The organism is [Actinomadura] parvosata subsp. kistnae, from assembly GCF_900323885.1.
In the GTDB taxonomy this organism is placed as follows: domain Bacteria; phylum Actinomycetota; class Actinomycetes; order Streptosporangiales; family Streptosporangiaceae; genus Nonomuraea; species Nonomuraea composti.
The window spans coordinates 894,740-919,945 of the sequence record NZ_OOHJ01000006.1; the positions used below are offsets into that span (position 1 = coordinate 894,740).

At 73.0% G+C, this 25,206-nt stretch carries 23 protein-coding genes; 6 read left to right on the forward strand and 17 right to left on the reverse strand.

Annotation, left to right across the window (positions count from 1 at the left end):
• Nucleotides 1–201 precede the first annotated feature (201 nt).
• The 3 genes from KIS93_RS08130 to KIS93_RS08140 are packed head-to-tail and all read right to left on the reverse strand — an operon-like array spanning nt 202 to nt 2,664.
• Complete coding sequence (locus KIS93_RS08130; RefSeq protein WP_080038878.1) at nt 202–1,539, reverse strand: FAD-binding oxidoreductase; 1,338 nt, start codon at nt 1,537–1,539, stop codon at nt 202–204.
• Between the two features lie 49 nt (nt 1,540–1,588).
• Nucleotides 1,589–1,978, reverse strand: coding sequence for a DUF4267 domain-containing protein (locus KIS93_RS08135; protein ID WP_080038879.1), 390 nt, complete (start codon nt 1,976–1,978; stop codon nt 1,589–1,591).
• Between the two features lie 26 nt (nt 1,979–2,004).
• Entirely contained in the window at nt 2,005–2,664 is a 660-nt protein-coding gene (locus tag KIS93_RS08140; protein ID WP_418114663.1) for a hemerythrin domain-containing protein, read from the reverse strand.
• An 85-nt stretch (nt 2,665–2,749) separates the two neighbouring features.
• On the opposite strand from KIS93_RS08140, the gene KIS93_RS08145 reads away from it, so the two are divergent.
• On the forward strand, nt 2,750–5,677 hold the full coding sequence (locus KIS93_RS08145) for an AfsR/SARP family transcriptional regulator (protein WP_222107323.1): 2,928 nt from the start codon (nt 2,750–2,752) through the stop codon (nt 5,675–5,677).
• Between the two features lie 466 nt (nt 5,678–6,143).
• On the forward strand, nt 6,144–6,554 hold the full coding sequence (locus KIS93_RS08150; protein WP_080038882.1) for an HIT family protein: 411 nt from the start codon (nt 6,144–6,146) through the stop codon (nt 6,552–6,554).
• A 415-nt stretch (nt 6,555–6,969) separates the two neighbouring features.
• Here KIS93_RS08150 and KIS93_RS08155 read toward each other — a convergent pair whose 3' ends face one another.
• The 5 genes from KIS93_RS08155 to KIS93_RS08175 all read right to left on the reverse strand — a co-directional run bounded on the left by KIS93_RS08155 (nt 6,970) and on the right by KIS93_RS08175 (nt 13,996).
• On the reverse strand, nt 6,970–8,007 hold the full coding sequence (locus tag KIS93_RS08155; RefSeq protein ID WP_080038883.1) for a tyrosine-type recombinase/integrase: 1,038 nt from the start codon (nt 8,005–8,007) through the stop codon (nt 6,970–6,972).
• 460 nt (nt 8,008–8,467) lie between these two features.
• Nucleotides 8,468–9,997: a helix-turn-helix domain-containing protein gene (locus KIS93_RS08160; protein WP_080038884.1), complete on the reverse strand. Its 1,530-nt coding sequence runs from the start codon at nt 9,995–9,997 to the stop codon at nt 8,468–8,470.
• A gap of 16 nt (nt 9,998–10,013) precedes the next feature.
• Nucleotides 10,014–11,717 carry an enoyl-CoA hydratase-related protein gene (locus KIS93_RS08165; RefSeq protein WP_080038885.1) on the reverse strand — a complete coding sequence of 568 codons (1,704 nt, stop codon included), beginning with the start codon at nt 11,715–11,717 and terminating at the stop codon, nt 10,014–10,016.
• 522 nt (nt 11,718–12,239) lie between these two features.
• On the reverse strand, nt 12,240–12,998 hold the full coding sequence (locus KIS93_RS08170; RefSeq protein WP_080038886.1) for an ABC transporter permease: 759 nt from the start codon (nt 12,996–12,998) through the stop codon (nt 12,240–12,242).
• A complete protein-coding gene (locus KIS93_RS08175) occupies nt 12,995–13,996 on the reverse strand; it encodes an ATP-binding cassette domain-containing protein (RefSeq protein WP_080038887.1) in 1,002 nt (333 codons plus the stop codon). The genes KIS93_RS08170 and KIS93_RS08175 overlap by 4 nt, the downstream gene beginning before the upstream one ends.
• Before the next feature lie 146 nt (nt 13,997–14,142).
• Between KIS93_RS08175 and KIS93_RS08180 the strand changes: the two genes are divergently transcribed.
• A complete protein-coding gene (locus KIS93_RS08180; RefSeq protein WP_080038888.1) occupies nt 14,143–14,841 on the forward strand; it encodes a MarR family transcriptional regulator in 699 nt (232 codons plus the stop codon).
• A gap of 245 nt (nt 14,842–15,086) precedes the next feature.
• Here KIS93_RS08180 and KIS93_RS08185 read toward each other — a convergent pair whose 3' ends face one another.
• Nucleotides 15,087–16,352 carry a cytochrome P450 gene (locus KIS93_RS08185; protein WP_080038889.1) on the reverse strand — a complete coding sequence of 422 codons (1,266 nt, stop codon included), beginning with the start codon at nt 16,350–16,352 and terminating at the stop codon, nt 15,087–15,089.
• A gap of 103 nt (nt 16,353–16,455) precedes the next feature.
• Nucleotides 16,456–16,710: a hypothetical protein gene (locus tag KIS93_RS08190; RefSeq protein ID WP_080038890.1), complete on the reverse strand. Its 255-nt coding sequence runs from the start codon at nt 16,708–16,710 to the stop codon at nt 16,456–16,458.
• 380 nt (nt 16,711–17,090) lie between these two features.
• Here KIS93_RS08190 and KIS93_RS08195 point away from each other — a divergent pair, with 380 nt between their 5' ends.
• Nucleotides 17,091–17,399: a hypothetical protein gene (locus KIS93_RS08195; RefSeq protein ID WP_155127281.1), complete on the forward strand. Its 309-nt coding sequence runs from the start codon at nt 17,091–17,093 to the stop codon at nt 17,397–17,399.
• Here the strand turns inward: KIS93_RS08195 and KIS93_RS08200 are convergent.
• The 4 genes from KIS93_RS08200 to KIS93_RS08215 are packed head-to-tail and all read right to left on the reverse strand — an operon-like array spanning nt 17,396 to nt 19,077.
• Nucleotides 17,396–17,779, reverse strand: a complete 384-nt coding sequence (locus KIS93_RS08200) for a nuclear transport factor 2 family protein (protein WP_080038892.1) — start codon at nt 17,777–17,779, stop codon at nt 17,396–17,398. The genes KIS93_RS08195 and KIS93_RS08200 overlap by 4 nt on opposite strands.
• 20 nt (nt 17,780–17,799) lie before the next feature.
• On the reverse strand, nt 17,800–18,063 hold the full coding sequence (locus KIS93_RS68290; RefSeq protein WP_335673882.1) for a DUF952 domain-containing protein: 264 nt from the start codon (nt 18,061–18,063) through the stop codon (nt 17,800–17,802).
• Between the two features lie 28 nt (nt 18,064–18,091).
• Nucleotides 18,092–18,757: a TetR/AcrR family transcriptional regulator gene (locus tag KIS93_RS63190; protein WP_080038894.1), complete on the reverse strand. Its 666-nt coding sequence runs from the start codon at nt 18,755–18,757 to the stop codon at nt 18,092–18,094.
• Nucleotides 18,754–19,077, reverse strand: coding sequence for a DMT family transporter (locus tag KIS93_RS08215; protein ID WP_080038895.1), 324 nt, complete (start codon nt 19,075–19,077; stop codon nt 18,754–18,756). The genes KIS93_RS63190 and KIS93_RS08215 overlap by 4 nt, the downstream gene beginning before the upstream one ends.
• A gap of 128 nt (nt 19,078–19,205) precedes the next feature.
• Here KIS93_RS08215 and KIS93_RS08220 point away from each other — a divergent pair, with 128 nt between their 5' ends.
• Nucleotides 19,206–20,159 (forward strand): radical SAM protein, encoded by a 954-nt coding sequence (locus KIS93_RS08220; protein WP_230466177.1) that lies wholly within the window; start codon nt 19,206–19,208, stop codon nt 20,157–20,159.
• Nucleotides 20,160–20,221: 62 nt separating this feature from the next.
• Here the strand turns inward: KIS93_RS08220 and KIS93_RS08225 are convergent, their stop codons facing one another.
• Both KIS93_RS08225 and KIS93_RS08230 read right to left on the reverse strand, forming a co-directional pair.
• Nucleotides 20,222–21,034: a DUF6597 domain-containing transcriptional factor gene (locus KIS93_RS08225; RefSeq protein WP_222107324.1), complete on the reverse strand. Its 813-nt coding sequence runs from the start codon at nt 21,032–21,034 to the stop codon at nt 20,222–20,224.
• Nucleotides 21,035–21,113: 79 nt separating this feature from the next.
• Entirely contained in the window at nt 21,114–21,368 is a 255-nt protein-coding gene (locus KIS93_RS08230) for a helix-turn-helix domain-containing protein (protein ID WP_080038896.1), read from the reverse strand.
• Between the two features lie 88 nt (nt 21,369–21,456).
• Between KIS93_RS08230 and KIS93_RS08235 the strand changes: the two genes are divergently transcribed.
• A complete protein-coding gene (locus KIS93_RS08235; protein ID WP_080038897.1) occupies nt 21,457–23,703 on the forward strand; it encodes an excinuclease ABC subunit UvrA in 2,247 nt (748 codons plus the stop codon).
• Between the two features lie 619 nt (nt 23,704–24,322).
• On the opposite strand, the gene KIS93_RS08240 is transcribed toward KIS93_RS08235, so the two are convergent.
• The coding region (locus KIS93_RS08240) for a helix-turn-helix transcriptional regulator (protein ID WP_186403967.1) at nt 24,323–25,206 on the reverse strand (884 nt) is incomplete at its 5' end.

A 25,206-nucleotide genomic window follows, 5' to 3' on the forward strand; every position in this document is an offset into this window, starting at 1 on the left:
GCTTGTGTCTTTCGTGTCGGAATGGTGATCGGGGTGGTGCCGGCCGGCCCCTCGCAGCAGTATGGAAAGCCCGCTGCGCACCGGGAAGTACGCACTTCGAAGTGCGTAGGCCACCCCCGGGTCAGACGCCCGCTCCTCATTCCCCCTGCACCAGCAAGGTCGGCCCCGCCGCCCAGGCGGGCGGCGGGGCCGGGGGACGGGTCAGCCGAGCACCGGGTAGTTGGCGCGGAAGACGCCGTGCGGGTCGCGGGCCCGTTTGACGTCCCGCAGCCGCGCGAGCGTCCCGGCGGAGAAGGACTGCGCCGCCGTGTCGCCCGGGGACAGCATCGTGTACGGCTTGCGGCCGCCGATGTAGGCGCCCAGGTCGGCCACGATCTCGGCCTGCCGGGCGCGGGTCGCGGCGGCCGTGTGCGGCAGGCCGAGGCCCAGCAGTCCCAGCAGGTACGGCTCCGCCACCGCGCCGCTCGCGCCGGCCCCATCGCCGGCCCCATCGCCGGCTCCGTCGCGGGGCTCGGCCAGCGCCCCGCCCAGGTGCCTGATCTGCACGTTGATGAGCGGATCGATCGGCTCGGCCAGCAGCAGGTCCACCGCATCGGCGTCAAAGCCGGTGAGGAGTTCGGCGCGGGTGAGGGAGGGGGCCGGGGCGGTCGGTTCGGCGGTGATGGCGCCCAGGTCGGCGAGGGGGACGACGCCGCGGCTGTCGGAGATCACGTCGCCGATCTTGTCCAGGCGCGCCAGCAGGCCCTCCGCCTCGTCCTTCCCGCCCAGGTAGGCCAGGTCCAGCGTCACCACCGGCGCGGGCGCGCCGGGCGGCCGGAGCCGGTTGATCCAGACGCTGAGCTCGCGCGGCGCGAAAGCGGTGAGCTCCAGGAACGCGTCGTAGACCTCCCGGGTACGGTGCTCGGGCCAGATCACGCGCCCGCCGTACAGGACCGGCACCGGGAACAGCTCCAGCTCCAGGGCGGTCACCAGCGCGTAGTCCCCGCCGCCGCCGCGCAGCGCCCAGAACAGCTCAGGATCGGACGCGGCGCTCACCCGCTGGGGCTCGCCGTCGGCGTCGACGATGTCGAAGGACCGCACGCTGGCGGAGGCGAAGCCGTGCTTGCGGCTGAACCAGCCGACGCCGCCGCCCAGCGTGTAGCCGGTCACGCTGACGCCGGGCGCGCTGCCGGACAGGCCCGTCAGCCCGAACGGGCCGGCCGCCGCCAGCACCTGCCCCCACGTCGCGCCCGCGCCCACCCAGGCCACCCGCTCCCGGACGTCCACCTCCACCTGGTTCAACAGGCCGGTGCGCAGCAGGATCAGCCCGTCCACGTCACCGGAGGCGCCGTGCCCGCTCGGCTGCGCGGTCACCGTCATCCCCGCCCGGCGGGCGTAGCGCACCAGCGCCGCCACGTCGCCGGCGTCCGCGGCCTCCACCACGGCCGCCACCGGCTGCCGGACGGTCAGGTTCCAGGCGGTGGTGGCCTGCTCGAAGCCGTCGTCACCGGGCAGCAGCACGCGTCCCTGGAGCACACCGCGCAGATCGTCGATCATCATCGTCTCCCTTTCGGTCGAATGGTCAGAGAATGCGAAGGAATCGGAGGGGTCAGGCGCGCACCGCGACGCGGGTCTCACGCAGGATCAGCACCCCCGTGACCGCGATCAGCGCCGCCGTCAGCCCATGGATGGCGAACGCGGCCACCGCGGACCCGTGATGCGCCAGGACGTTGACCATGTCACCGAACGGCGCCACGGCCACCATCACCAGCACCCACCCCAGCGCCCGCCGCTGCCCCGTCACCATCAGCACGCCCATCGCCAGCCCCATCGCGATCTCCCTGCTGCCCTTGACGACGTTGAAGCCGCCGCTCTCGGCGGGCCAGTCCGGCAGCCCCGGGAAGACCGTCCCCAGCGGCAGGACGAACGACATCCCCAGATAGAGGGTGAACAGGACGACGACGACGGCCAGCACGGTGTTGACCTTCTTCAGCGACATGGTGGTGCTCCTCAAAGAATCGGGGTTCAGCCGCGGACGCGGCGGATGTGACGGGCGTAGCGGGGCCGGCCGGCGACGTACCAGACGACGCGGGCCGCGGCGGGCAGGCCGCGCAGGACCAGGGCCCGCTCGGCCGGGGACGCCTCCTCCAGGACGGCGCCGAACAGCGCGGGCCCGGCAAGCCCGGCCACCAGGCGCTCACCCAGGCAGGCCCACTCGCGTTCGGTGAGATACCGGGCCGCCAGCGGCAGGAGAGCGGCCTCCTCGTCGTCGAGATGCTCCAGCAGCACCGCACGGTGATCGCACAACGCGGCCACCACGGTGTCGCGCTCGTCGCCGCCCGCCGCCGCCTCCCAGGCGGCGACCGCGGCGTCCAGCCGGGCCAGCGTGACGGCGACGCGTTCGTGCTGGGCCTGCATGCGCAGCACGACGTCGGCCTCCAGGTCCACCCGCGCCAGCAGCGGCGGCCACAGCAGCTCGTCCTGGCCCTGGTGATGGCGGCGCAGCGCCAGCCGGTAGAGCCGGAAGTGACCGGCGAGCACCCCGGCACGAGCCGTGTCACCCGGCCGGACGGCCGCGACGAGCTCCATCAGCAGCCGCGACTCACGCCGGAACACACGCCGCAACACACGGTGGACGATCCGCACGCCCTGGGTCTCGACGCTCACCTTGGTCCCGCCTCTCATCGGTTGCGATGGGTCAAGGCTGCTCCCGCCCCTTTGGAGGGGACTTGGAGCCCATTTGGAACACCCGCGTACGATGAGCGGAATCATGGTCTTCATCCGGGTGCTGGGCGCGTTCGCGGCCGAGGTGAACGGCGCCGCCGTCCCCCTCGGCGGGCCGCGGCAGCGCGGCGTGCTGGCGCTGCTGGTGGCCGCGCGCGGCCAGGTCGTGCCGGTCGACCGCATGATCGAGGACCTGTGGCGCGGCGAGCCGCCCGCGCGGGCGCTGATGTCCCTTCAGGCGTACGTGTCCAACCTGCGCCGCCTCCTGGAACCCGGACGCCCCCCGCGCACCCCGGCCCGGCTGCTGGTGAGCGCGGCACCCGGCTACGCACTGCGCCTGCCCCCCGACGCCGTGGACGCGTGGCTGTTCGAAAGCCTGCTGACCCAGGCCCGCGCCGACACCGACCCGCGCGCCGCGCAATCCAGGCTCGCCGAGGCGCTGCGGCTGTGGCAGGGGCCGGCGTTCGCCGAGGTCGCCGACGAGCCGTGGGCCGCCGCCGAGACCGCCCGCCTCGACGAGCTGCGCCTGACCGCCACCGAGCTGCACGTCGCGGCCGGCCTGCGCCTCGGCGACCCCGCCGCGGTGATCCCCGACGCCGAACGGCTCACCCGCGACGAGCCACTGCGTGAGGAAGGCTGGCGGCTGCACGCCCTGGCCCTGTGGGCAAGCGGCCGCCAGGCCGACGCGCTGGCGACGCTGCGCCGCGCCCGCGCCGTCCTGGCCGAGGAGCTGGGGCTCGACCCGGGCCCGGACCTGGCGGCGCTGGAGGAGGCCATCCTCACCCAACGCACGGACGTCCTGCACGCGACCGCGCCCCCGCCCGTTGCATCCCCGCCTGTTGCATCCGCGCCCGCCGCACCCCCGCTCACGGCATCTCCGCTCACCGCATCTCCGCTCACCGCATCCGCGCCCGCCGCACCCCTGCTCACCGGGCCGCCTGCCGCCCCGTCCCCGCCTGCCGCGCCGCTTCCGATCACCGGGCCGCCGTTCCCCGCGCCGCCGTTCTCTGTGCCGCCGCCCGCCCGGACGCCGTTCGTCGGACGCGAAGCGGAACTGTCCGCCCTGATCACCGCCGCCCAAGAGACGGCCACCGCCGGCGGGCCCCGCATCGCGCTGGTCACCGGCGAGGCCGGGCTCGGCAAGTCCACCCTCCTCGACCACCTCACCCAGCAGCTCGAACGCGACGGCTGGCTGGTCGCCACCGGCCGCTGCCCCGAGGTCGACAGCGCCCCACCCGCCTGGGCCTGGACCGAAGCACTCGGCGCCGTCGCCGCGACCACACCCCCCGGCGCGTTCGCCCGCGACCTCGCACCCCTGCTCACCGACACCGGACCGGTGACCGCCGACGCCACCGCCGGCCGCTTCCGCCTGCGCCAAGCCGTCTGGAAATGGCTCGCGGCGATCGCCGCCCGCCGCCCCGTCGCCGTCGTGCTGGACGACCTGCACTGGGCCGACGCCACCACCCTGGAACTGCTCGGCGGCATCCTGACCGTGCGGGCCCCGATCCTCCTGCTCGCCGCCTACCGCGCCGACGAAAGCCGGCACCTCACCGAGACGCTGGCCGCCCTCGCCCGCGCCACACCCCTGCGCCTGGCGCTGCCCGGCCTGAACGACGACGCCGTCGCGCGACTCGTACGGACCGAATGCGACACCGACGACCAGACCATCGCCGGAATCGCAGAACGCACCGGCGGCAACCCCTTCTACGTGCGCGAGAGCGCCCGCCTGCTGAGCGGCGAAGGCGCCCTGGTCGCCCTGTCCGAGGTCCCCGAAGGCGTGCGGGACGTCCTGCGCCGCCGGTTCGCCCGCCTGCCCCAGGGCGGCGTGTCCGTCCTGCGGCTGGCCGCGGTCGCCGGCCGGGAAAGCTCCGTGGACGTCCTGGTCAAGGCCGCCGACACCGACGAGGACGGCGTCATGGACGCCCTGGACGCCGGCGTCATCGCCGGGCTCCTCGACGAGCCCGCCCCCGGACGCGTCCGCTTCGTCCACGCCCTGGTCAGGGACACCCTCATCGCCGACGTCAGCCGGCTGCGCGCCACCCGCATGCACGCCCGCCTGGCCGCCGCACTCGAAGGCAGCGGCGACATCGCCGCACTGGCCCACCACTACGCCCGCGCCGGCTCACCCCAGGCCGTCGCCTACTGCGTGCGGGCCGCCGAACTCGCCGAGGCCCGCTACGCCCACGACGTGGCCGCCGACCTCCTCACCGACGCCGTCGCCCTCGCGAGCGGACCCGACGAACGCGTCGACCTGCTCGGCCGGCTGCTGCGCGCCCAGATCCGCGCCGGAGCCGTCGCCGCCGCCCGCCGGACCCGCGGCCAGGCCGTGGAGTACGCCGAATCCCTGGGCCGCGACGACCTCATGATCGCCGCGTTCACCGCCTGGACCGAACCCACCCCCTGGCAGGCCCGCACCTACGGCACCGTGGACCGCCCCATCGTCGACCGCCTGACCCGCCTGCTCGAACGCGACCTGCCCCCCGCCGTCCGCTCCCGCCTCCTGACCGCCTACGCCCACGAACTCATCGGCGAGGACGACCCCACCGTCGCCCAGGCGGCACAGGAAGCCCTCGACCTCGCCACCGACCCCCGGCTGCGGGCCGCGGCACTGGAGATCCTGGCCGAGGTCCACGGCGACGCCGATCTGTGCCGCGAGCTCGTCCGGATCGGCACCGAGCACGACCTGCCCGTCTACCGCGTCACCGGCCTGCTCGACCACGCCGGCGTCGCCGCCGCCGCCAACGACCCGCCACCCTGCGCCAGGTCATCACCGAAGCGCTGGACCTCGCCCGCGCCTACCGCATGCGCGAGGCGATCGCCGTCACCGAGATCACCCTGGCGGCCCTGGCGCTCATCGAAGGCCGCCTCGCCGACGCCGAACGCCTCTACCTCCAGGCCGACGAGGGCATGCGCCGCATCGGCTCCGTGCACGCCACCGGCTTCCTCCCGCTCGCCCTGGCCACCATCCGGCTGAACGAGGGCACGCTCGCCGCCCACCTGGACGACGTGCGCGCCCTGCACACCATGGTCGGCCCGATGGCCTGCGACCTGCTCGCGCTCGCCCTGCACGCCAACGGCCTGGACACCGAGGCCCGCCAGGCCCGCGCCTCGGCCGGCCCGATCCGTCCCGACTTCTTCTTCACCTACCTCACCAGCCTGCGCGCGATGGCCGCCATCGCCCTGAACGACCGCGCCGGCGCCGAGGAGACCTACCAGGCGCTGCTCCTGCACCGCGACGGCCCCCCGGCCGGCGCGGAAAGCCTGTCGCTGGCACTGCGCCCGGTCGCCCACACCCTCGGCGAGCTGGCCCGCTACCTGGGCCACCCCGACACCGCCGCCACCCACTTCGCCCACGCCGCCACCATCGCCGAACGCTGGAACGCCCCCCACTGGGCCGCCGAAGCCCGCGCCGCCCAAACGGCCGCTGCCATCATCACGGGGTGAACGACTGCCCCTTCTGCTGGATCGCGGCCGGCCACCTGTCGGCCCACCACGTCCTCCAGGACGAACACACGCTGGCGTTCCTGGACATCAGGCCCGCCACCCCCGGCCACACCCTGGTCATCCCGCGCACGCACGCCCGCGACCTGTGGGACATCACGCAGGAACGGCACGGCCAGGTCGCCGCCATGGTGCACCGGGTCGCCGCCCTGCTGAAAGCGGCCCTGGCCCCCGAGGGCCTGAACGTCCGCCACAACACGGGCCGCGCCGCGGGCCAGGACGTCCCGCACTACCACGTGCACGTTGTGCCCCGCCGGACCGGCGACGGCCTGCGCCCCGGATGGACCCCGCCACCGGCCCCGCCGCAGGAGCTGGAACAGGTCCTGGCCCGCATCACCCAGGCCCGCTGATCCGCACCTTGCGGTGAACAGGTGGCCGCCGATGAACGGCCTTCTGGCGATGAGCGGATGCATGGGATGCGGCGCAGCGCGCGCCCCGGTGCTGACGACCGCTTCTGAACGTGCGGCGCCTTCCACGCCTGGGACGCGCATGCGGACGCCTTCGGCGCCCTGGCACGCGCCTTCGGGGCCTGGGAGCGCCCGCTGACGCCTTCGGGGCTCTGGGGCACGTGCCTGCGGGCGCCTTCGGGGCTTGGGACGCGCAGTCGGCCATGCGGGCGACGCAACCGGCGCGGCCGGCCCTCCTCGTGTCAGCGGCGGCTTCGTGTCGGCGGCGGCTGTGGGGGGCGATCGCCGTGATCTGGCCGGGATGCCCGAGCAGCGGTATGTCCGAGCGGCGGCGGGCCGTGTCAGGGGTGGCCGTGTGTCAGGGGCGGCCTCGTAGCAGGGGGTGGGAGCGCATGGCGACCTCCAGCTCGCCCGGCAGCTCGTCCCGGTACCGGCCCAGCGTCGACAGGTCGCTGTGCCCCAGCACCCGCCGTACCGCGTCCATGTCGACCGCGTCGGCCAGCAGGTGCGTCGCCGTGGTGTGCCGCAGCCCGTGCGGGGTCACCGAGCGCCGCTGGTCGGCGTCGACGCGCTGCTGCACCCGGTCGATCACCGCCTGCACGTCGCCCCGCGCCAGCCGCCGGCCCCGCCACGACAGCAGCAGCGCCTTCTCGCCGGCCGCACCGGCCGTTTGCGGGCGGCCGCGCTCGAGGTAGGCCTGCAGCACGCGGGCCACGTCGTCGGGCAGCGGCACGTCGCGGGTGCGGCCGCCCTTGCCGAAGATGCGCCAGTAGCGCACCCCGTCGTTGGTGAAGAAGTCCTCGACGTTGGCGCGGACGAGCTCCGAGACGCGCGGCCCCACCGTCGCCAGCAGCAGCACGATCACCGCGTCGCGCAGCTCGGTGCGCTGGTCGCGCCGCTTGCCCGGCTGCGGCGGCGCCTCCTGCAGCCCCTGCGCGGCGCCGATCAACCCCTGGGCCTGCTCGCGGGTCAGGGCCCGCCGCTCGGCGCGCAGCCCGCCCCGCTGCCTGGCCGTCACCGTGGAGGCCGTCATCGGGTTGATCTGCACCCAGCCGGCCAGCGCCGCGTGCTTGAACAGCGCCGAGATCGAGCGGCGGAACCGCGCCTGCGACGACGGCGACTGCCCCGCCCACTGCCCCTCACGGGCCGAGCCGGGCGAGGAGCGGCCGTCGGGTTTACGGGCGAAGGCCAGCAGGATCGCATCGACGTCGGCGCCGGTCAGGTCGTCGAGCACCGTCTGCTCGCCGGCCAGCTCCACCAGCGTCGCCACGTCGCGCGCGTACACCTCGGCGGTGGCGGGCGACAGCGCGCCCGTCAGCGTTCTGGCCCGGACCAGCTCCACATAGCGGTCCGCCGCCTCCGCCACCGTCACCCGGTCGAGCTCCGCAGGCCGCACCCGCCGCCCCTTCCCTCACGACACCCTCACGACCACCACGGTCCAGCAACGACGGTAGCGGCCCGCACCGACGAAAACCGCGCGGTGGGCGGCGGCGGAGGCGGGCGTCCTGAAAGCAGGACCGGAAGGTCGACGGCCCGCCCGAGGCGGACGGCCCCGGGGGAGCGGGGGAGCGGGGGCACATGCCGGGTCACCTACCCCCGCCACGCACCGAAGTCACGCCCCCGAAGTCATGCACCGAAGTCGCGTGCCGCCGCAGCCGGCACGGCGTCACACAGCACGGCGTCACACAGCACGGCGTCACACAGCACGGCGTCACACAGCACGGCGTCACACAGCACGGCGTCACACAGCACGGGGTCATGCACTGCGGCGTCGTGCAGTGCGGCGCCCGTCTGAGGCGGCGTCGCACAACGAGCCGTCAGACGGGCGCCGTCAGGTGGGCGCGTCAGGTGGCGGGTCAGATGTCGCGGAAGGTCTCGATGCGCGCGCCGAGCGCGTTCAGCCGCTCCGCCAGATCCTCATACCCCCGGTTGATCACATACACGTTCCGCAGCACGGACGTGCCCTCGGCCGCCATCATCGCCAGCAGCACCACGACGGCGGGCCGCAGCGCCGGCGGGCACATCATCTCCGCGCTGCGCCACCGCGTCGGCCCTTCCACCAGGACGCGGTGCGGGTCGAGCAGCTTCACCGACGCGCCGAGCCGGGTCAGCTCGGTCAGGTAGATGGCCCGGTTGTCGTAGACCCAGTCGTGGATCAGCGTGGAGCCCTGCGCCGAGGCGGCGATCGCGGCGAAGAACGGCACGTTGTCGATGTTCAGGCCGGGGAACGGCATCGGGTGGATCTTGTCGATGGGGGAGACCAGCTTGGAGGGCCGCACCGTCAGGTCGACCAGCCGTGTGCGGCCGTTGGCCGCCGGGTACTCCCGCCCCCGGTCGTGATCCAGCCCCATCTCCTCCAGCACGGCCAGCTCGATCTCCAGGAACTCCACCGGCACCCGGCAGATCGTCAGCTCCGAAGAGGTCACGACGGCCGCGGCCAGCAGGCTCATCGCCTCGACCGGGTCCTCGGAGGGGGAGTAGTCGACGTCCCGCTCGATCTGCGGCAGCCCGTGCACGGTCAGCGTCGTGGTGCCGATGCCGTCGACCCGCACGCCGAGCTGCTCCAGGAAGAAGCACAGGTCCTGGACCATGTAGTTGGAGGAGGCGTTGCGGATGACCGTGACGCCGTCGTGCCGGGCGGCGGCCAGCAGCGCGTTCTCGGTGACGGTGTCGCCCCGCTCGGTCAGCACGATCGGCCGTGACGGCGACACCGACCGGTCCACCCGCGCGTGGTAGAAGCCGCCGGTCGCGGTGATGTCCAGCCCGAAGTGCCGCAGCGCCGACATGTGCGGCTGCACCGTGCGGGTGCCCAGGTCGCAGCCGCCCGCGTACGGGATCTGGAACTGCTCGGTGCGGTGCATCAGCGGCCCGAGGAACATGATGACGCTGCGCGTGCGGCGCGCCGCCTCGGTGTCCATCGACTCCAGCTCCAGCCGGGACGGCGGCACGATCTCCAGGTCGCTGCCCTCGTTGATCCACCGCGCCCGCACCCCGATGGAGGCCAGCACCTCCAGGATCCGGTACACCTCCTCGATGCGCGCCACCTTCCGCAAGATGGTGCGCCCGGAGTTCAGCAGCGACGCGCACAGCAGCGCCACGCACGCGTTCTTCGACGTCTTGACGTCGATGCTGCCCGACAGGCGGCGGCCGCCCACCACCCGCAGATGCATCGGCCCGGCGTATCCGAGCGAGACGATCTCGCTGTCGAGCGCCTCACCGATCCGCGCGATCATCTCAAGACTGATGTTCTGGTTGCCGCGCTCGATGCGGTTGACCGCGCTCTGGCTCGTCGCCAGCGCATCGGCCAGCTGCAGCTGTGTCCATCCGCGATGCTGACGAGCGTCGCGGATCAGCCGGCCGATCCGCACAAGGTAATCATCTGCCACAACAGGCAACCATATCTCACATATGAGATGCAGTAGCGGTCGCGGGGGCCGACGCGCCGGACAACTCCCGGTGCCGCGCCAGCCGCTCCGGCGTGGCCGACGCCTTCACCTTGTGGACGAACTCCCGCCGCGCCAGGCGGAACCCGTCGCGGTCGTCGAACATGTCGCGGCTCATCTCCGCCAGCTCCTCGGCCCGGTAGGCGTCCAGCGGCTTGCGCCGCTCATCGACCTCACGAACCTGCCGCCTGCCCGCCAGCAACCGATCGTAACCCGGATCGGCCGCCAGCCGCTCGGCGTACTCCAGCACCCGCCGCTCGAAGTCCAGCCGCGAGCCGGGCAGCGCCTTGTCGGCCAGCCCGCACGCCACCGCCTCGGCCGCGCCGATCGGCAGCGCGTCCTGCGTCAGCCGGCGCGCGTGCTCGGCGCCCACCCGCCGCGGCAGCACGTACGTCCAGTACTCGCTGCCGAACAAGCCCATGGTGCGGTAGTGCGGGTTCAGCACCACCGAGTCGCGGATGATGACCCGGTCGGCGCCCAGCCCCATCATCACCCCGCCGGCGCCGGCGTTCCCGCCGATCGAGGTCACCACCAGCTGGCTGGTGCAGCCCACGATCTCCCGGCACACGGCGTTGATGGCGTTGATGTTCATCCACGCCTCCAGCTCCGGGTGCCGCGCCGCCTCGATCACGTTGAGGTGGATGCCGTTGGAGAACACCTCGCCGCCGCGCACCACCAGCACCCGCGTGTCCTGCGCCGCGGCGTACCGCAGCGCCGAGGCCAGCCGCCGGCACTGGTCGGTCGACATGGCCCCGTTGTAGAAGTCGAAGCTGACCACCCCGACGCCCTCGCTGCGGTCGTAGGTGATCTCGCTGTAGCCGGACCGCTCCGGCGCCGCCGCCACCAGCTCGCCCAGCGCCATCGTGGCCGGCAGCTTGATCGCGCCTTCCTGCTCCAGCCGCAGGTGGCCCACCCACAGCGTCCCGTCGCCGGTGTGCACCAGCACCGCGCCCTCGCGCCGCGCCGCGATCTGCCCGGCGGGCCCGGGCAGCTCCGGCCCCCGGTAGACGTCGAACACCCGAACGGGCAGATCGCACAGCACCGAGCGGCCGCCGGGCGCGCCGTCGGCCGCCCGCACCCGGCGCAGGATGTCCTCGGTCGGCTCGGACCAGGAGAACTCCCGGTCGGCGTGCCGCATCGCCCGCCGCAGCCGCCCCCGCACGTGCGGGGCGCGGTAGTCCAGCGGCTCCGGCGTGAACGACGCGTCGCCCGCCTTGGCCGCCACCTCCACCACCAGCTCCGCCGCCGCCTCGGTGACCGGCCCGTTGTACAGCGCCGACTTGCGCGGCGGCTCGGCCGGCATGCCGAACGTGCGGAACCCCCAGATGGGGCCGGCGTCCATCTCCTCGACCGCCTGCAGCGCCGTGACGCCCCACTCGCTCTCGCCGTCGGCGATCGCCCAGTCCAGCGAGGACGGCCCGCGGTCCCCGGGCGGCCCCGGGTGGATGATCACCGTGCGGTGGCCCCGCCACAGCGCCGCCGGCACCCGCTCCTTCAGGAACGGGCAGATGATCAGATCCGGCTTGGCCAGCTCGGCCGCCTCCACCATCACCTCGGGGGACAGGGCCAGCTCGACCGTGACGTCGTGGCCGGCCCGGCGCAGCTCCAGCCAGGCGCGCTGGGTCAGGCCGTTGAAGGAGGAACAGAGCAGCAGGATACGCAACGCGGTACTTCTTTCAGCACGAGACAGGGACGGCACCAGGGCAGGGAACCACCGGCCGGGCGGCGCGCCGGACACACGCGCCACCGGCATTTACGGCAGTCCCATATGACCCATACATCCCTCGATGCTGACATGAAACTTCCACTGCCGGTGACCGATCACCGCAAAAAGCCGCCCTGACCAGCCCCAATTGACCCGCTTTGCCCGAAAAGATCCTGGACGGGGTGGGCGACACCACCCCCGCCCGCCCCGTCCGAAACCCCCTCAAACAGGGGGATGGGGTCCGGGCGAGGGAGGCGACCCGGACCCCCGGGCGATGACAAGGCCCCCGGCCGGGACCACGCCACCACGCACCCCCAGCATCCCGCCGCGCCCCGCCACCCCAGGTCACGCCCAGGGCACGACTGTCCGCCACCTCCTTGGCACAACCCTGCCCCGCGGCGATCCAAACCCGCCCGCCCACCCCGGCCCTCCCCACACCTCACCGCCTGTAGAGGCCACGTCACCGCCCGTAGAGCCCGGTCACCGGTTGTAGAGCCGGCGCGCCCACAGATAACCCGCCAGCGCGATCCCCGCACTCCACACCGCCGCCTCCACCAGCTCCGGCCCCGCCGGCCGCCCCGCCAGCAGCGCCCGCAACGTCTCGATCACCGGCGTGACCGGCTGATGCTCGGCGAACCACCGCAACGGACCCGGCATCGACTCCGCCGGCACGAACCCGCTGCCGAGGAACGGCAGCACCATCAGCGGCATCGGCAGATTGCTCGCCGTGGCCACGTTCCTGCTCACCATCGCCAGCGCCACCGACAACCACGTGATCGCGAACGTGAACATGGCCAGCACCCCGACCACCCCCGCCCAGCCCGCCACCGAAGCGGCCGGCCGGAACCCGATCAGCAGCGCCACCACCATCACCACCGCGACCGCCAGGAACGTCTGCGCCAACGCCCCCAGCACGTGCCCCGTCAGCACCGACACCCGCGCGATGGCCATCGTCTTGAACCGGGCGATGATCCCCTCGGTCATGTCCGTCGCCACCGAGATCGCCGTCCCCTGCGCCGCCCCCACGATCGTCGTGACCATGATGCCCGGAACGAGGAAACCGACGTAGGCGGCACGGCCCGCGCCCAGGCCCGCACCCATCGCGCCGCCGAAGACGTACACGAACAACAGCAGGAACACCACGGGCACGGCCGCGAACGTCAGGACCAGCGTCGGGTAGCGCCAGATGTGCCTGATCTGACGGCGCGTCATCGTCACCGAGTCGGTGATCGCTCTCATCGGGAGGCCTCCTGGGTCGAGGACGGCCCGGCCGCGCCCTCACGGGCCGGGGTGTCGCTGGTCAGCGTGAGGAAGACGTCGTCCAGATCGGGGGAGTGCACCGACAGCTCCGCCACCTCGACGGCGTGGCTGTCCAGCCACTCCAGCAGCCCCCTGAGCGTCCGCACCCCGCCCGCGTCGGGGATCTGGACGGTCAGCGCCTCCTCGTCGCAGGAGGAGGCGCCGACGTGACCGGCCGCCCGCCGATACCCGTCCGCATCGGCGAAACGCACCACGATGTGACCGCCCGGCACCATCCGCTTCAGCTCCTGCGGCGTGCCCTCGGCCACCAGCCGCCCCTGGCTGAGCAGCGCGATCCGGTCGGCCAGCTCGTCGGCCTCCTCCAGGTACTGCGTCGTCAGGAAGATCGTCACCCCGTCCCGCCGGACGAGCTCCCGCACGATCTCCCACATCGTGCGCCGGCTGCGCGGATCCAGCCCCGTCGTCGGCTCGTCCAGGAAGATGAGCCGGGGCGTGCCCACCATCGTCATCGCCAGATCCAGCCGCCGCCGCATCCCGCCCGAATACGTCGCCGCCGGCCTGCGCGCGGCACCGGCCAGATCGAAGCGCTCCAGCAGCTCCCGCACCCGCGCCCGCCCCTCGGCCCGGCCCAGGTGCAGCAGATCGGCCATCAGCCGCAGGTTCTCCTCACCCGTCAGGAAACCGTCCACGGCCGAGAACTGGCCGGTCACCCCGATCGCGGCCCGCACCGCGTCCGGCTCGCGGGCCAGCTCGTGCCCCGCCACCCACACCTCGCCCGCGTCCGGCTTGATCAGGGTGGACAGGATCTGCACCGTGGTGGTCTTGCCGGCCCCGTTCGGGCCGAGCAGCGAGAAGACGCTGCCCTGGGGGATGGCCAGGTCGATGCCGTCCAGGACGCGGTGAGCGCCGTAGGACTTGCGCAGCCCCGACACCGAGACGAACGGACGCGTCCCGTCGCGATAGTACGTGTTCGACATGATTGAAAGCTACGTTGCTTCAAGAAAATCCGTCAATCAGATCGTCTGCATCAGCGCAGGTAGAAGCCACGAAATTGATGCATTGACGCTGAACCTGAACGCAACGAAACGTTGCATCCCCTGACGCCGAACGCAATAGTGACCCCATGGCACAAGGACGACTCACCCTCCACGACCGCCAGCGCATCGCCACCGGCCTCACCGAAGGCCGCTCCTACGCCGAGATCGCCCGGCGCCTCAACCGCCCCACCTCCACCATCAGCCGCGAAATCGCCCGCAACGGCGGCCCCGCCGACTACCGCCCCGAACGCGCCCACCACGCCGCCACCCGCCGGGCCCGCCGCGACACCCCACCCCGCCCGCCCGCCACCGACCCTCGCGACCGCGAAGTCTTCCAAGCCGAGGAAGGCGCCATCGAGATGGCGGTCGCCATGGGCCTGCCCAAAATGATCGCCCGCGTCCTCATCGGCCTGTGGCTCAGCGAGGACGGCCGCCTCACCGCCGCCGAACTCGCCCGCGGCCTGAACGTCAGCCCCGCCTCCATCTCCATGGCCGTCGCCTACCTCACCCGGCAAGGCCTCATCCGACGCGAACGCGACCCCCGGCGGCGCCGCGACATCTACGTGGTCGACGACGACGCCTGGTACCACTCCAGCGTCATCGGCGCCCGCCAGACCCTCCAGGCGGCGGAGCTCACCAAAGCGGCGGGGGAGACGCTCGGGCTCGACACCCCCGCAGGGCGCCGCCTGGCCAGGGGCGGCGCGTTCCTGGAACGGATCAGCCTGGACGCCCTGGCCTCGGCCGAACGCTGGCGCCACCTGCTGCCGCCCGCCACCTCACCATGATCGCGGAGGGGGAGGGGCCTCCAGGCGGGGGGACCGCCCGCCTGCGTCCCTGCGTCCCTGCGCCTGTGCTGCCTGCGGCGTCGCCGGTTCGGCCGCGTTTCCTTTCCGGCCGATGCGGAGGCGGCACGTTCGTGCTCGCCCGACACACCACTGAACGTCCCGTTTGTTGCCCCATAAGAGGTATGCGCGATACCAAACAGAATCCAGCTTCTGTCCGGTATCGCATACTCTGCCCCAAGAGGGGGTCACGTGAGGGAGTAGCGGACCGGCAACCGCTTCAACCCGCCCACGAACGTCGTCGCCGTCCACGCCGGCTCACCATCGAGCTCGATGCCCGCCAGCCGGGGCAGCAGCTCCGCGAACAACGCCGTGACCTCCATCCGCGCCAGCGCCGCACCCAGGCAGAAGTGCGCCCCGAACCCGAACGCCAGCTGCCGGTTCGGCCGGCGGCCGGCGTCGAAGCGGAACGGCTCGTCGAAGACGTCCTCGTCGCGGTTGGCCGACGGGTAGGACAGCAGCACCGATTCGCCCGCGCGGATCGGCACGCCGCGCACGCGGGTGTCGGCGGCGGCGGTGCGCATGAACGCCTTGACGGGGGTGACCCAGCGGATCATCTCCTCGGTGGCGGCCGGCAGCAGGGCCGGGTCCTCGCGCAGGCGGCGCAGCTGGCCGGGGTGGGTGATGAGGGCGTGCAGGCCGCCGGCGATGGTGGAGCTGGTGGTGTCGTGGCCGGCGGTGGCGATGAGGATGTAGTAGGAGGCGGCGGTGTTGTCGTCGAGGAGGCGGCCGTCGATGCGGGCGTTGGCGATGCGGGAGGCGAGGTCGCCGGTGGGGTGGGCGCGGCGGCGGGCGGTGAGGTCGTGGAAGTGGGCGAAGAGGTCTTCCAGGACGGAGGTGTGGTCGTGGGGGGTGCCGGTGCCGCGTCCGGTTTCGTCGTCGTCGTGGCCGAAGAGCTGCTGGGTGAGGTGCAGCATGCGGTCGAAGTCGGATTCGGGCAGGCCGAGGAGGGTGAGGATGGCGTGCAGGGGGTAGGGGGCGGCGACGGTGCGGGCGAAGTCGCAGGCGGGTCCGTGCTCGGCCATGGTGTCGATGTGGCGGCGGGCCAGGTGGCGCAGGCGGGTGTCGAGGGTGCGCAGGGTGGCGGGGCGGAACCAGTCGGCGGCGATGGCGCGCAGGGGGCGGTGGTGGGGGTGGTCGAGGTGGACGAGGGTGGCGAGGGCTTTGCCTTGGGTGCGGCGGGTGTGGAGGGCTTGGTCGAGGGCGGCGGTGCGCAGGACGGGGCGGGGGGCGTTGAGCCAGAGGGTGTGGTCGCGTTCGATGGCGAGGATGTCGGCGTGGCGGGTGATGGCCCAGAAGGGGTTGTAGCCGGGTGCGGTGACGTGGTGGACGGGTGCGTGGTGGCGCAGGAGGGTGAGGGCGCTGTGGAGGTGGTGTTCGTCGGTGTAGGTGGCGGGGTCGGCGAGGGCTTGGCCTGCCTGGGTGAGGGCCTGGGTGGGGGTGGTGGCGGGCATGGTGTCTCCGTGGGCGGGCCTGGGTGCGGGTTGGCCCGAGGAGGCATTCCCGTGGCCGGCGGGGCCGAACCAGCGGGGCGGGCGGCTGGGTGTGTGCGGAGTGTTATAACCGGTTGACGAAGCGTGCGGCGGCGCGCTGGCTCATGCCGGTTTCGCCGCGGACGAGGAAGACGGCTTCCTGGATCTGGCCGAGTGCTTTGAGTTCGCGGGCCTGGTCGACGAGGTCGACGGGGATGCCTGGGCGGTTGCGCGGGCTTCTGGTGAGGCGGGCGGCCAGGATGATGAGCCAGATGGCGGCGGCGGTGATGACGGCGGTCAGGGCGATGATGCTGGGGGTGGCGATCTCCAGTGGGCGCATGGTGGGGCGTCTTCCCGGGTGTTGGTGGTTTATGCGGCCCCTCTCCGTAGTTGCTCGATAATGAACATTATGTCAAGTAGAGGGGGTGGGGAGGAGTCAGGCGCTCCCCTGTGCGGGTGGGGCGGGCGGGTTTTCTGGGAAGATTTTTTACGGCCGCCCGAGCGTTCCGAGCGGGGGTGTGCGGAGGGGGCTGGAAGGCGGCTGAGCGGGGGTGACGCGGTGTCATCGGCTCTGGTCGCACGGCCTGCGCGGGCGTTGACGGCCGCTTTGACTTTGGGTTGATTCCTGTTCTTGGCGGCGGATGTGGCCGTAGGGTGGAGCTCCTGCTATTCGCGCCGCGAGAGGAGCAGCACGTGGGGAACGAGTCGGTGTTATGTCCGGTGTGTCAGAGAGTTCTGCCGGCCACCGGTAAGGAGTCGTACACGCCGCTGCGGGGGCGGCTCATCGTGACGAACGGGTACTGCGCGGGCGGCTGCGCCGAGGTGACCGAGCAGACGTTGACGCAGCAGACCCTCACCCAGCAGACCCTCACCCAGCAGACGATGACGCAGCACACGTTGGCGGACCAGGCGCAGACGCAGCAGATGACGCGTCCGCAGCCGGTCGTCCCCTCCCCTGCCCCGATGCCCGTCCAGAACCCCGCGCAGGTGCAGCCCGCGGCTCGCGCGGGCCTGCGGGTGGTGCGTTAAGGCCCTGGGTGGTGGCCGTCGGCGGTGTGCCAGTAGTCGCGGGTGCGCACGGCCAGGCCGTCGGGGTCGAACTGGGCGAAGACGCAGCCCGCCAGGGTGACCGGGCGTCCGTTGTCGTAGGCGCGGACGCGGAACTCGATGGCGGCCTGGTCCCCGTCGACCAGGGGTGCGGAGAAGGTCACCTCGGGGTCGCTCTCGCCGGCGAAGGACCACGTGATGTAGTCGGCGATGGCCTGCCTGCCGTGGTGCGGCGGGCGGAACGGCATGCTGGTGTGGACGGCGTCGTCGCGGTAGAGGGCGGTGATGGCGGCGACGTCGTGGTGGGTCCAGCCGCGCTGCCAGGTGTCGGCGAAACGCTGGGCGGCCTGCCGGATGTCCATGGGCTCCCTTACGGGCGGGTTCAGGGCGTGTAGGGGCGTACGGCGGTGACCGCGGCCAGGGGCAGCGGCCCGTACAGGTGCGGGAAGCCGTTCTCCACGCGCACGTCGAGGCCGGCCGGGTCGATGTCGAGGACCAGCAGCGGCTCGGTGACGTGCCCGTAGAAGGCGGTGTGGACGCCGCGCAGCTGGCGCAGGTCGCGGCTGCAGTGGATGAAGCCCTCCTCCTCCAGGGTGCGGCCGAGGGTGGAGATGCGGTACTCCCCGCCGCCCGTGCGCTGTCCCAGTCGGCGGCCAGGGCGAGATGGTGGATGGTCATGGGGTCCTTCCGGCGGTCGCCTGGGTCAGGGCGAGGCCGAGCAGGGCGCGGGCCTCGTCGAGAGGGCGTTGTTCCACGACGTGTTCGAGCCACAGGGTGGAGACGGTGGTGTAGAGGAGGCGGACGCGGGGGTCGTTCTCGGGCCGGCCGAGCGTCTCGGCGATGAGGCGGACGCAGCCGTCGGTCCAGCGGCGGGCGATGTGCTGCAGGACGGGGTCGCGGCCGGCGTGGACGTACAGCTCCCACAGGCCGAGCTGGCGGGCGCGGTCGGCGGTGGCGACCTGGTCGGTGAGGGCGGGCAGGCCGTGGCGGGTGATCCAGGCGCGGGTGGTGGCCAGCTCGGTCTCCACCAGCTGGGCGAACGCTTCGGCCAGGAGCTGGTCGCGGGAGGCGAAGTAGTAGGTGGTGGCGGCCAGCGGCAGGTGGGCGCGCTGGGCGACGGCGCGGTGGGTGACGGCTTTGAAGCCGCCCTCGGTGAGCAGGGCGACGGCGGCGTTGAGGAGGGTGGCGCGGCGGCGGCGGCCGCGTTCCTGGCTCGGGGTGCGCGGGGTGGTGCCGTCCGGGTGCCCATCTGTGTGCCCGTCCGGGTGCCCATCTGTGTGCTCGTCTGGGTGCCCGTCTGTGTGCTCGTCTGGGGAGCCGGGTGGGTTCAGTGCGTTCAATGGCCACCTGCGAGGTTGAGGAGGACGACGCCGCCGATGATGAGCAGGATACCGCCGATCTTGAGCGGGGTGAGGTTCTCCCCCATGAACGCGGCGCCGATGAGGGCGATGGCGGCGGTGCCGGCGCCGGACCAGACGGCGTAGGCGGTGCCCATGTCGAGCTGGAGTTTCAGGACGCGGGCCAGCAGGGCGAAGGAGGTGATGTAGCCGGCGGCGACGGCGATGCTCCAGCCGAGGTGGGTGAAGCCGTTGCTGAGCTTGAGGGCGGTGGTGGCGAGGACTTCGCTGGTGATGGCGAGGGCGAGCAGGATCCAGGCCATGGGTTCTCCTGGGGTGTGGCGAAAAGTGGTACGGGTGTCCTGATTTTACGGTGCCGCTCCCCCGCCGGCGGCGCGGGCTGAGGTGAATCGCTTGAAAACCGAGTCGAATACGTGTTCCACTGGAGGGTGTGGCTTGGGACGCGCTTTCGCTGGTCGACGCCGCCGACGATCGCCCGCTGATCGAGCGGCGGGCCGTGCTGCGTGACGGCTTCTACGAGCTGCAGGCCCGCACCGTGATCGAGCGGGTGCCGCAGGCCGCGGGCATCGCCCAGCAGTGGGCCGTCTCCCCCTACCGCGGCTGCGCCCATGCCTGCCGCGGCTGCGGCGCCCGCGCCGCGCACCGCAAGCTCGGTCTCGACCTGGGCCGCGACTTCGACACCCGCATCGTCGTGCGCCCGAACGTCGCCGAGCGGCTGCGCGCCGAGCTGCAACGCTGGGGCGGCGGCGAGATCGCGGTCGGGCTGGGCGGCGACTGCTACCAGGCGGCGGAGGAGACCTACCGGCTGATGCCGCGCGTGATCGCGGCGCTGGCCGGCGCGGGCACCCCGTTCACCGTCTACACCAAGGGGCCGCTGGTGCTGCGCGACGCCGAGCTGCTGGCGCGGGCCGGGGCGCGGGTGGCGGTGTCGATCGCGTTCGTGGACGAGCGGATCCGGCGCGCCGTCGAGCCGGGCGCGCCGCCCGCGCAGGCGCGGCTGGAGCTGGTCTCGGCGCTGGTGGAGGCGGGCGTCGACTGCCGGGTGCTGATGGCGCCGGTGCTGCCGCTGCTGAGCGACGCCGCCGACCAGCTCGCCGCCACCGTACGCCGCATCGCCGCGGCCGGGGTGCGGCGGGTGGAGCCGGTGGTGCTGCGGCTGCCGCCGGGCACGCGCGCCTGGTACGTGGAGTGGCTGGAGCAGGCGCATCCGCAGCTCGTGGCCCGCTACGAGGAGCTGTACGACCGCGCGGGCCTGCCGTCACCGGCCTACGAGGGCCGGATCACGGGGCAGATCGCGCAGCTGTGCCGCATGTACGGGATGGAGTACGGCGCCCCCGAACCGGCGCAGGGCGAGCCGAAGGCGGCGCAGCTCGCGCTCGTCTGACAGCCCCCGTCGTCGCATGGCCTGTCTTGTGAGAGGTCAGTCGGCCGGCAGCGGCCAGCCGTTCAGCACGTGGCCGGGGTGTTCGCGCAGGAACCGCCGCCGGACCTCGATGTACCGGGTGGGTGTGAGCCCGGTGAAGGCGCGGAACTCGTGGCCGAAGTGGGCCTGGTCGAAGTAGCCGGCGCCGCCGGCGAGGCCGCCCCAGTCGATGGCCCGGCGGGGTCGATCGCGAACACGGTGGCGGTGAAGCGGTGGGTGCGGGCCAGCCGCTTGGGGGTGACGCCGATGAGCTCCTTGAACCGCCGTGCCAGATGGGTGCTGCTGACTCCGGCGGCCACGCTCAGGTCGCCGATCGTGGCCGTCCCGCCGCTCGCCGCGATGACGTCGCTGGTGTGGCGGACCAGCGCGAGGCCGGGGGTCTCGCGCAGCCGCCGCATGAGCTCCTGCTCCAGCAGCGTCAGCATCGCGTGCGGCCCGCTCGCCGCGGCCAGCCGCTCGCGCAGCTCGGCGACGGCGGCCCGGCCCCACACCTGCTCCAGTGTGACCGGCCGGTCGCACAGCTCGGCGGCGGGCATCGGCAGGAACGGCGCCGGCCCCCACGGCTTGAAGTGCACCCCGACGGACCGGGTGCGGGGCGGGTAGCCGAACTCGACGGCGCGGGTGGGCATGGTGATCACGCAGCCGTCGGCGTACGCGCCCGTCTCGGTGCCGGTGCCGGCGCGGATGCGGAACGGCGCCCCGAGGTTGACGATGAGCAGGGCCGACGGGCTCGGCGGCAGCGTCAGCCGGGCGTACGGGGACGCGCCCTCCAGGTAGTAGAGGTCGTCGATCAGCCCGTCCAGCGGCGGTCGCGGCACTCTGGACACGTACTCCACCCGCACAGTATCGCCGGAACGGGCGGGCGTGCGCGTCAGGAAGGCCGGCAGGGCTGGCCGGTGGGGCCGGCCGGTGGGGTTAGCCGGTGGCGGCCGGGGTGGAGCGGACGGCGAGGCGGTCGAGGGAGATGCCGAGCACGTCGGCCAGCGCCGCGATGGTGAAGAACGCCGGCGTCGCGATGCGGCCGGTCTCGATCTTGCGGAGGGTTTCGGCGGACATGCCGGCCGCGGCGGCGACCTCGACGATGCTGCGCTCGCCGCGTGCCTGGCGCAGCACCTGGCCGAGCTGCTCGCCGCGCAGCCGCTCCTCGGGGGTCAGCGGTGGTCGCACCATGGCCCCACTGTATACCGGCCGCGGGAGCGGGCTCGCACCACACCACGGACCGTACAGCGTCCCGTACACCATACGGTAGCGTGGGGGGATGGACGACAGCATCGAGATCACCGGCGCGCGCGTCAACAACCTCAAGAACGTCAGCCTGCGCATCCCCAAGAACCACCTGGTCGTCTTCACCGGCGTGTCCGGCTCCGGCAAGTCCTCCATCGTCTTCGACACCATCGCCGCCGAAGCCCAGCGCCAGCTGAACGAGACCTACACCGCCTTCATCCGCAACCGCCTGCCCTCCTACGACAAACCCGACGTCGAAACCATCGACCACCTCAGCGCCACCATCGTCGTCGACCAGAAACCCGTCGGCGGCAACGCCCGCTCCACCGTCGGCACCATGACCGACATCATGCCGATCCTGCGCATCCTGTTCTCCCGCTACGGCACCCCCAGCGCCGGCTACTCCTTCGCCTACTCCTTCAACGACCCCGCCGGCATGTGCCCCGGCTGCGACGGCCTCGGCCGCGCCGTCCGCCTCGACATCGACGCCCTCATCGACGACGAACGCTCCCTCGACGACGGCGCCATCCGCTTCCCCCTGTTCGGCGTCGGCACCTGGCAATGGCAGATCTACGCCCGCTCCGGCACCTTCGACCCCGCCAAACCCGTCCGCGACTACACCCCCGCCGAACGCGACCTCCTCCTGCACGGCAGCGGCTTCACCGTCGACGTCCACGGCAAGAACGGCACCCTCAACAAGGTCGACTACGAAGGCGTCGCCGACCGCTTCACCCGCCTCTACCTCCGGCGCGACACCTCCACCCTGTCCGAACGCACCCGCCGCGCCGTCGCCGACCTCATCACCGAAGGCGTCTGCCCGCAGTGCCACGGCGCCCGCCTCAACCAGGCGGCCCTGGCCACCCGCATCGGCCCCCACACCATCGCCGACCACGCCGCCATGGAGATCACCGACCTCATCACCGTCCTGGACGGCCTGCACAACCCCGTCGCCGACGCCGCCGCCCGAGCCCTGCGGCGCCTCGACGACATCGGCCTCGGCTACCTCACCCTCGACCGCGAGACCTCCACCGTCTCCGGCGGCGAGGCTCAGCGCCTCAAAACCGTCCGCCACCTCGGCTCCGCCCTCACCGGCATGACCTACGTCTTCGACGAGCCCAGCGCCGGCCTGCACCCCAGCGACGTCGGACGGCTCAACACCCTCCTGCGAGCCCTGCGCGACAAAGGCAACACCGTCCTGGTCGTCGAGCACGACCCCGACGTCATCGCCATCGCCGACCACGTCATCGACCTCGGCCCCGGCGCCGGCACCCACGGCGGCCAGGTCGTCTTCCAAGGCGACGTCGCCGCCCTCACCCGCGCCGACACCCCCACCGGACGCGCGCTACGCCACCGCGTCCCGCTCAAGACCAGCCCGCGCCGCCCCACCGGCCGGCTCACGCTCTCCCCCGCCACCCTGCACAACCTGCACCAGGTCGCCCTCGACCTGCCCACCGGCGTGCTCACCTGCATCACCGGCGTCGCCGGCAGCGGCAAATCCACCCTCGCCACCCGCATCCTGCCCGCCCAGCACCCCTCCGTCACCGTCGTCGACCAGAGCGCCCCCGGCACCTCCGCCCGCTCCAGCCCCGCCTCCTACCTCGGCATCCTCGACCCGATCCGCCGCCTGTTCGCCCGCGCCACCGGCACCCCGCCCGCCCTGTTCAGCCACAACTCCGACGGCGCCTGCCCCCGCTGCGAAGGCCGCGGCCTCATCCACACCGACCTGGCCTTCATGGACCCCATCACCACCGTGTGCGAAATGTGCGCCGGCACCCGCTACCGTCCCGAAGCGCTCACCCACCGGCTGCGCGGCCACTCCATCGCCGACGTCCTCGCCCTGACCGCCGAGCAGGCCGCCGCCTTCTTCACCGAGCCCGCCGTCACCGCCCGCGTCCACGCCCTCCTCGACGTCGGCCTCGGCTACCTCACCCTCGGACAGCCCACCTCCACCCTGTCCGGCGGCGAGCTGCAACGCATGAAACTCGCCGCCGAGCTGCACCGCACCGGCGCCATCCACGTCCTGGACGAGCCCACCACCGGCCTGCACCTGTCCGACGTCCAGACGCTCATCGCCCTGCTGGACCGGCTCGTGGACGGCGGCAACACCGTCATCGTCATCGAGCACCACCTCGACGTCGTCAAACGCGCCGACTGGGTGATCGACCTCGGCCCTGGCGGCGGCAAACACGGCGGCCGCGTCCTGTTCCAAGGGCCGCCCCAGGACCTCGTCTCAGCGCCGGGCTCGATCACCGGCGCCCATCTCAAAGCCGCACTCGGCTGACGGGGCGCCCGGCGTGCCCGGCACCGGCTCATAACCCGCGTGACATCCGGCGTAATAAGCCGGGTAATAAGCCGTGCTCCAGCTCCGCCACCCGCCCGTGGCGCGACCACTGCCGGCCCGTCGCCCGCCGCTCCACCACGGCAACCCGGGCGCGGGGCCCACTACGCCGTACCGTGACGACCGGCGCCACCACGGCAGACGCTCCCGCTGATAACCCGCACAAGGGACGAATCCGCCGCCGCCTCACCTGACGCCGCGCGAGATCCCGCACGGGACCCCGCACGGGACCCCGCCCCGGCCCGCCCGGCGCGCGGCGGCCCGCCGGCCGGCGGGCGGCACCGGCACGCCGCCGGAAAGCAGCAGCCGTTCCACTTCCTAACATGAGGCGTAACTCCAGTCGATCAGCACCCGCGCCACCCCGCAGAGCCGGGACGGCACGCGCTGTCATGGACGCGCTGTGCATACTGGCGACGCGGGGGCCGTGACCGGTGTGGGCCACGCTCCCGGGTCGTCGCCCCCAGGTTATGTCCCGCTCACGCCGCAGGTCCGCCCCGATCACGAAGCCACAGCAACTTTTGACCTTGGCATGGCACGCCCCCTGCCCGCCCTTGACCAGCCGTCACGGCGCCTGGTTGTCCTCCAGGAGCTGCCTGGCACGGGCGAGGAACGCCTGCCGGACCTCCTCCGGATGCAGGATCCGCAGCGGCCGGCCGAGGCTGAGCAGGTAGCGGGCCAGGCCGTCGGCGTCCGGCCCGCCGATGTCGACGATCGTCGCGTCCGCACCGTCCGGGCGGTGCACCCCGACCGTCGGCGGCACCAGCCGGCGCGCCTCATCGGCCGGCACCGCCAGCCGGATGCTCACCCGCATCGGGTAGGGCCGCGACGCGATGCCCGTGCCCACCATCCGCGCCGGATCCGGCGGGTCGGGCAGCGCGGCGGCCTGCCCGGTCGCGGCGGCCTCGACGATGCGGTCCGTACGGAAGGTGCGCCAGTCCTGCCGCGTCACGTCATAGGCCAGCAGATACCAGCGGCGGCCGGTGTAGATGAGCCGGTAGGGATCCACCCGCCGCGTGGACGTCGTCCCGCCCCCGTCACGGTAGGTCAGCCGGATGCGTTCGCCCCGCCGGCACGCCGTCGCCAGGCCGAGCAGCAGCGCCGGCGAGATCCGGCCGTCGTCGGGGAAGGCGGTGTGGGTGAACGCGGCGTCCAGCTCCCCGAGCCGGTCGGCGATCCTGGCCGGCAGCACCTGGCGCAGCTTCAGCAGCGCCGACAGAGCCGCCTGGTCGCTGCCCGACACCCCGCTGAACGCGGCCGCGCGCAGCCCCACGGCGACCGCGAGCGCCTCCTCCTCATCCAGGATCAGCGGCGGAATGCCGGTGCCGGGCCCGAGGTGGTAGCCGCCCCACGGGCCCATCTCCGACTCGATGCCGTAGCCGAGCTCCCGCAGCCGCGCGATGTCCCGGCGGACCGTCCGCTCGGTGATCCGCAGCTGGGCGGCCAGCT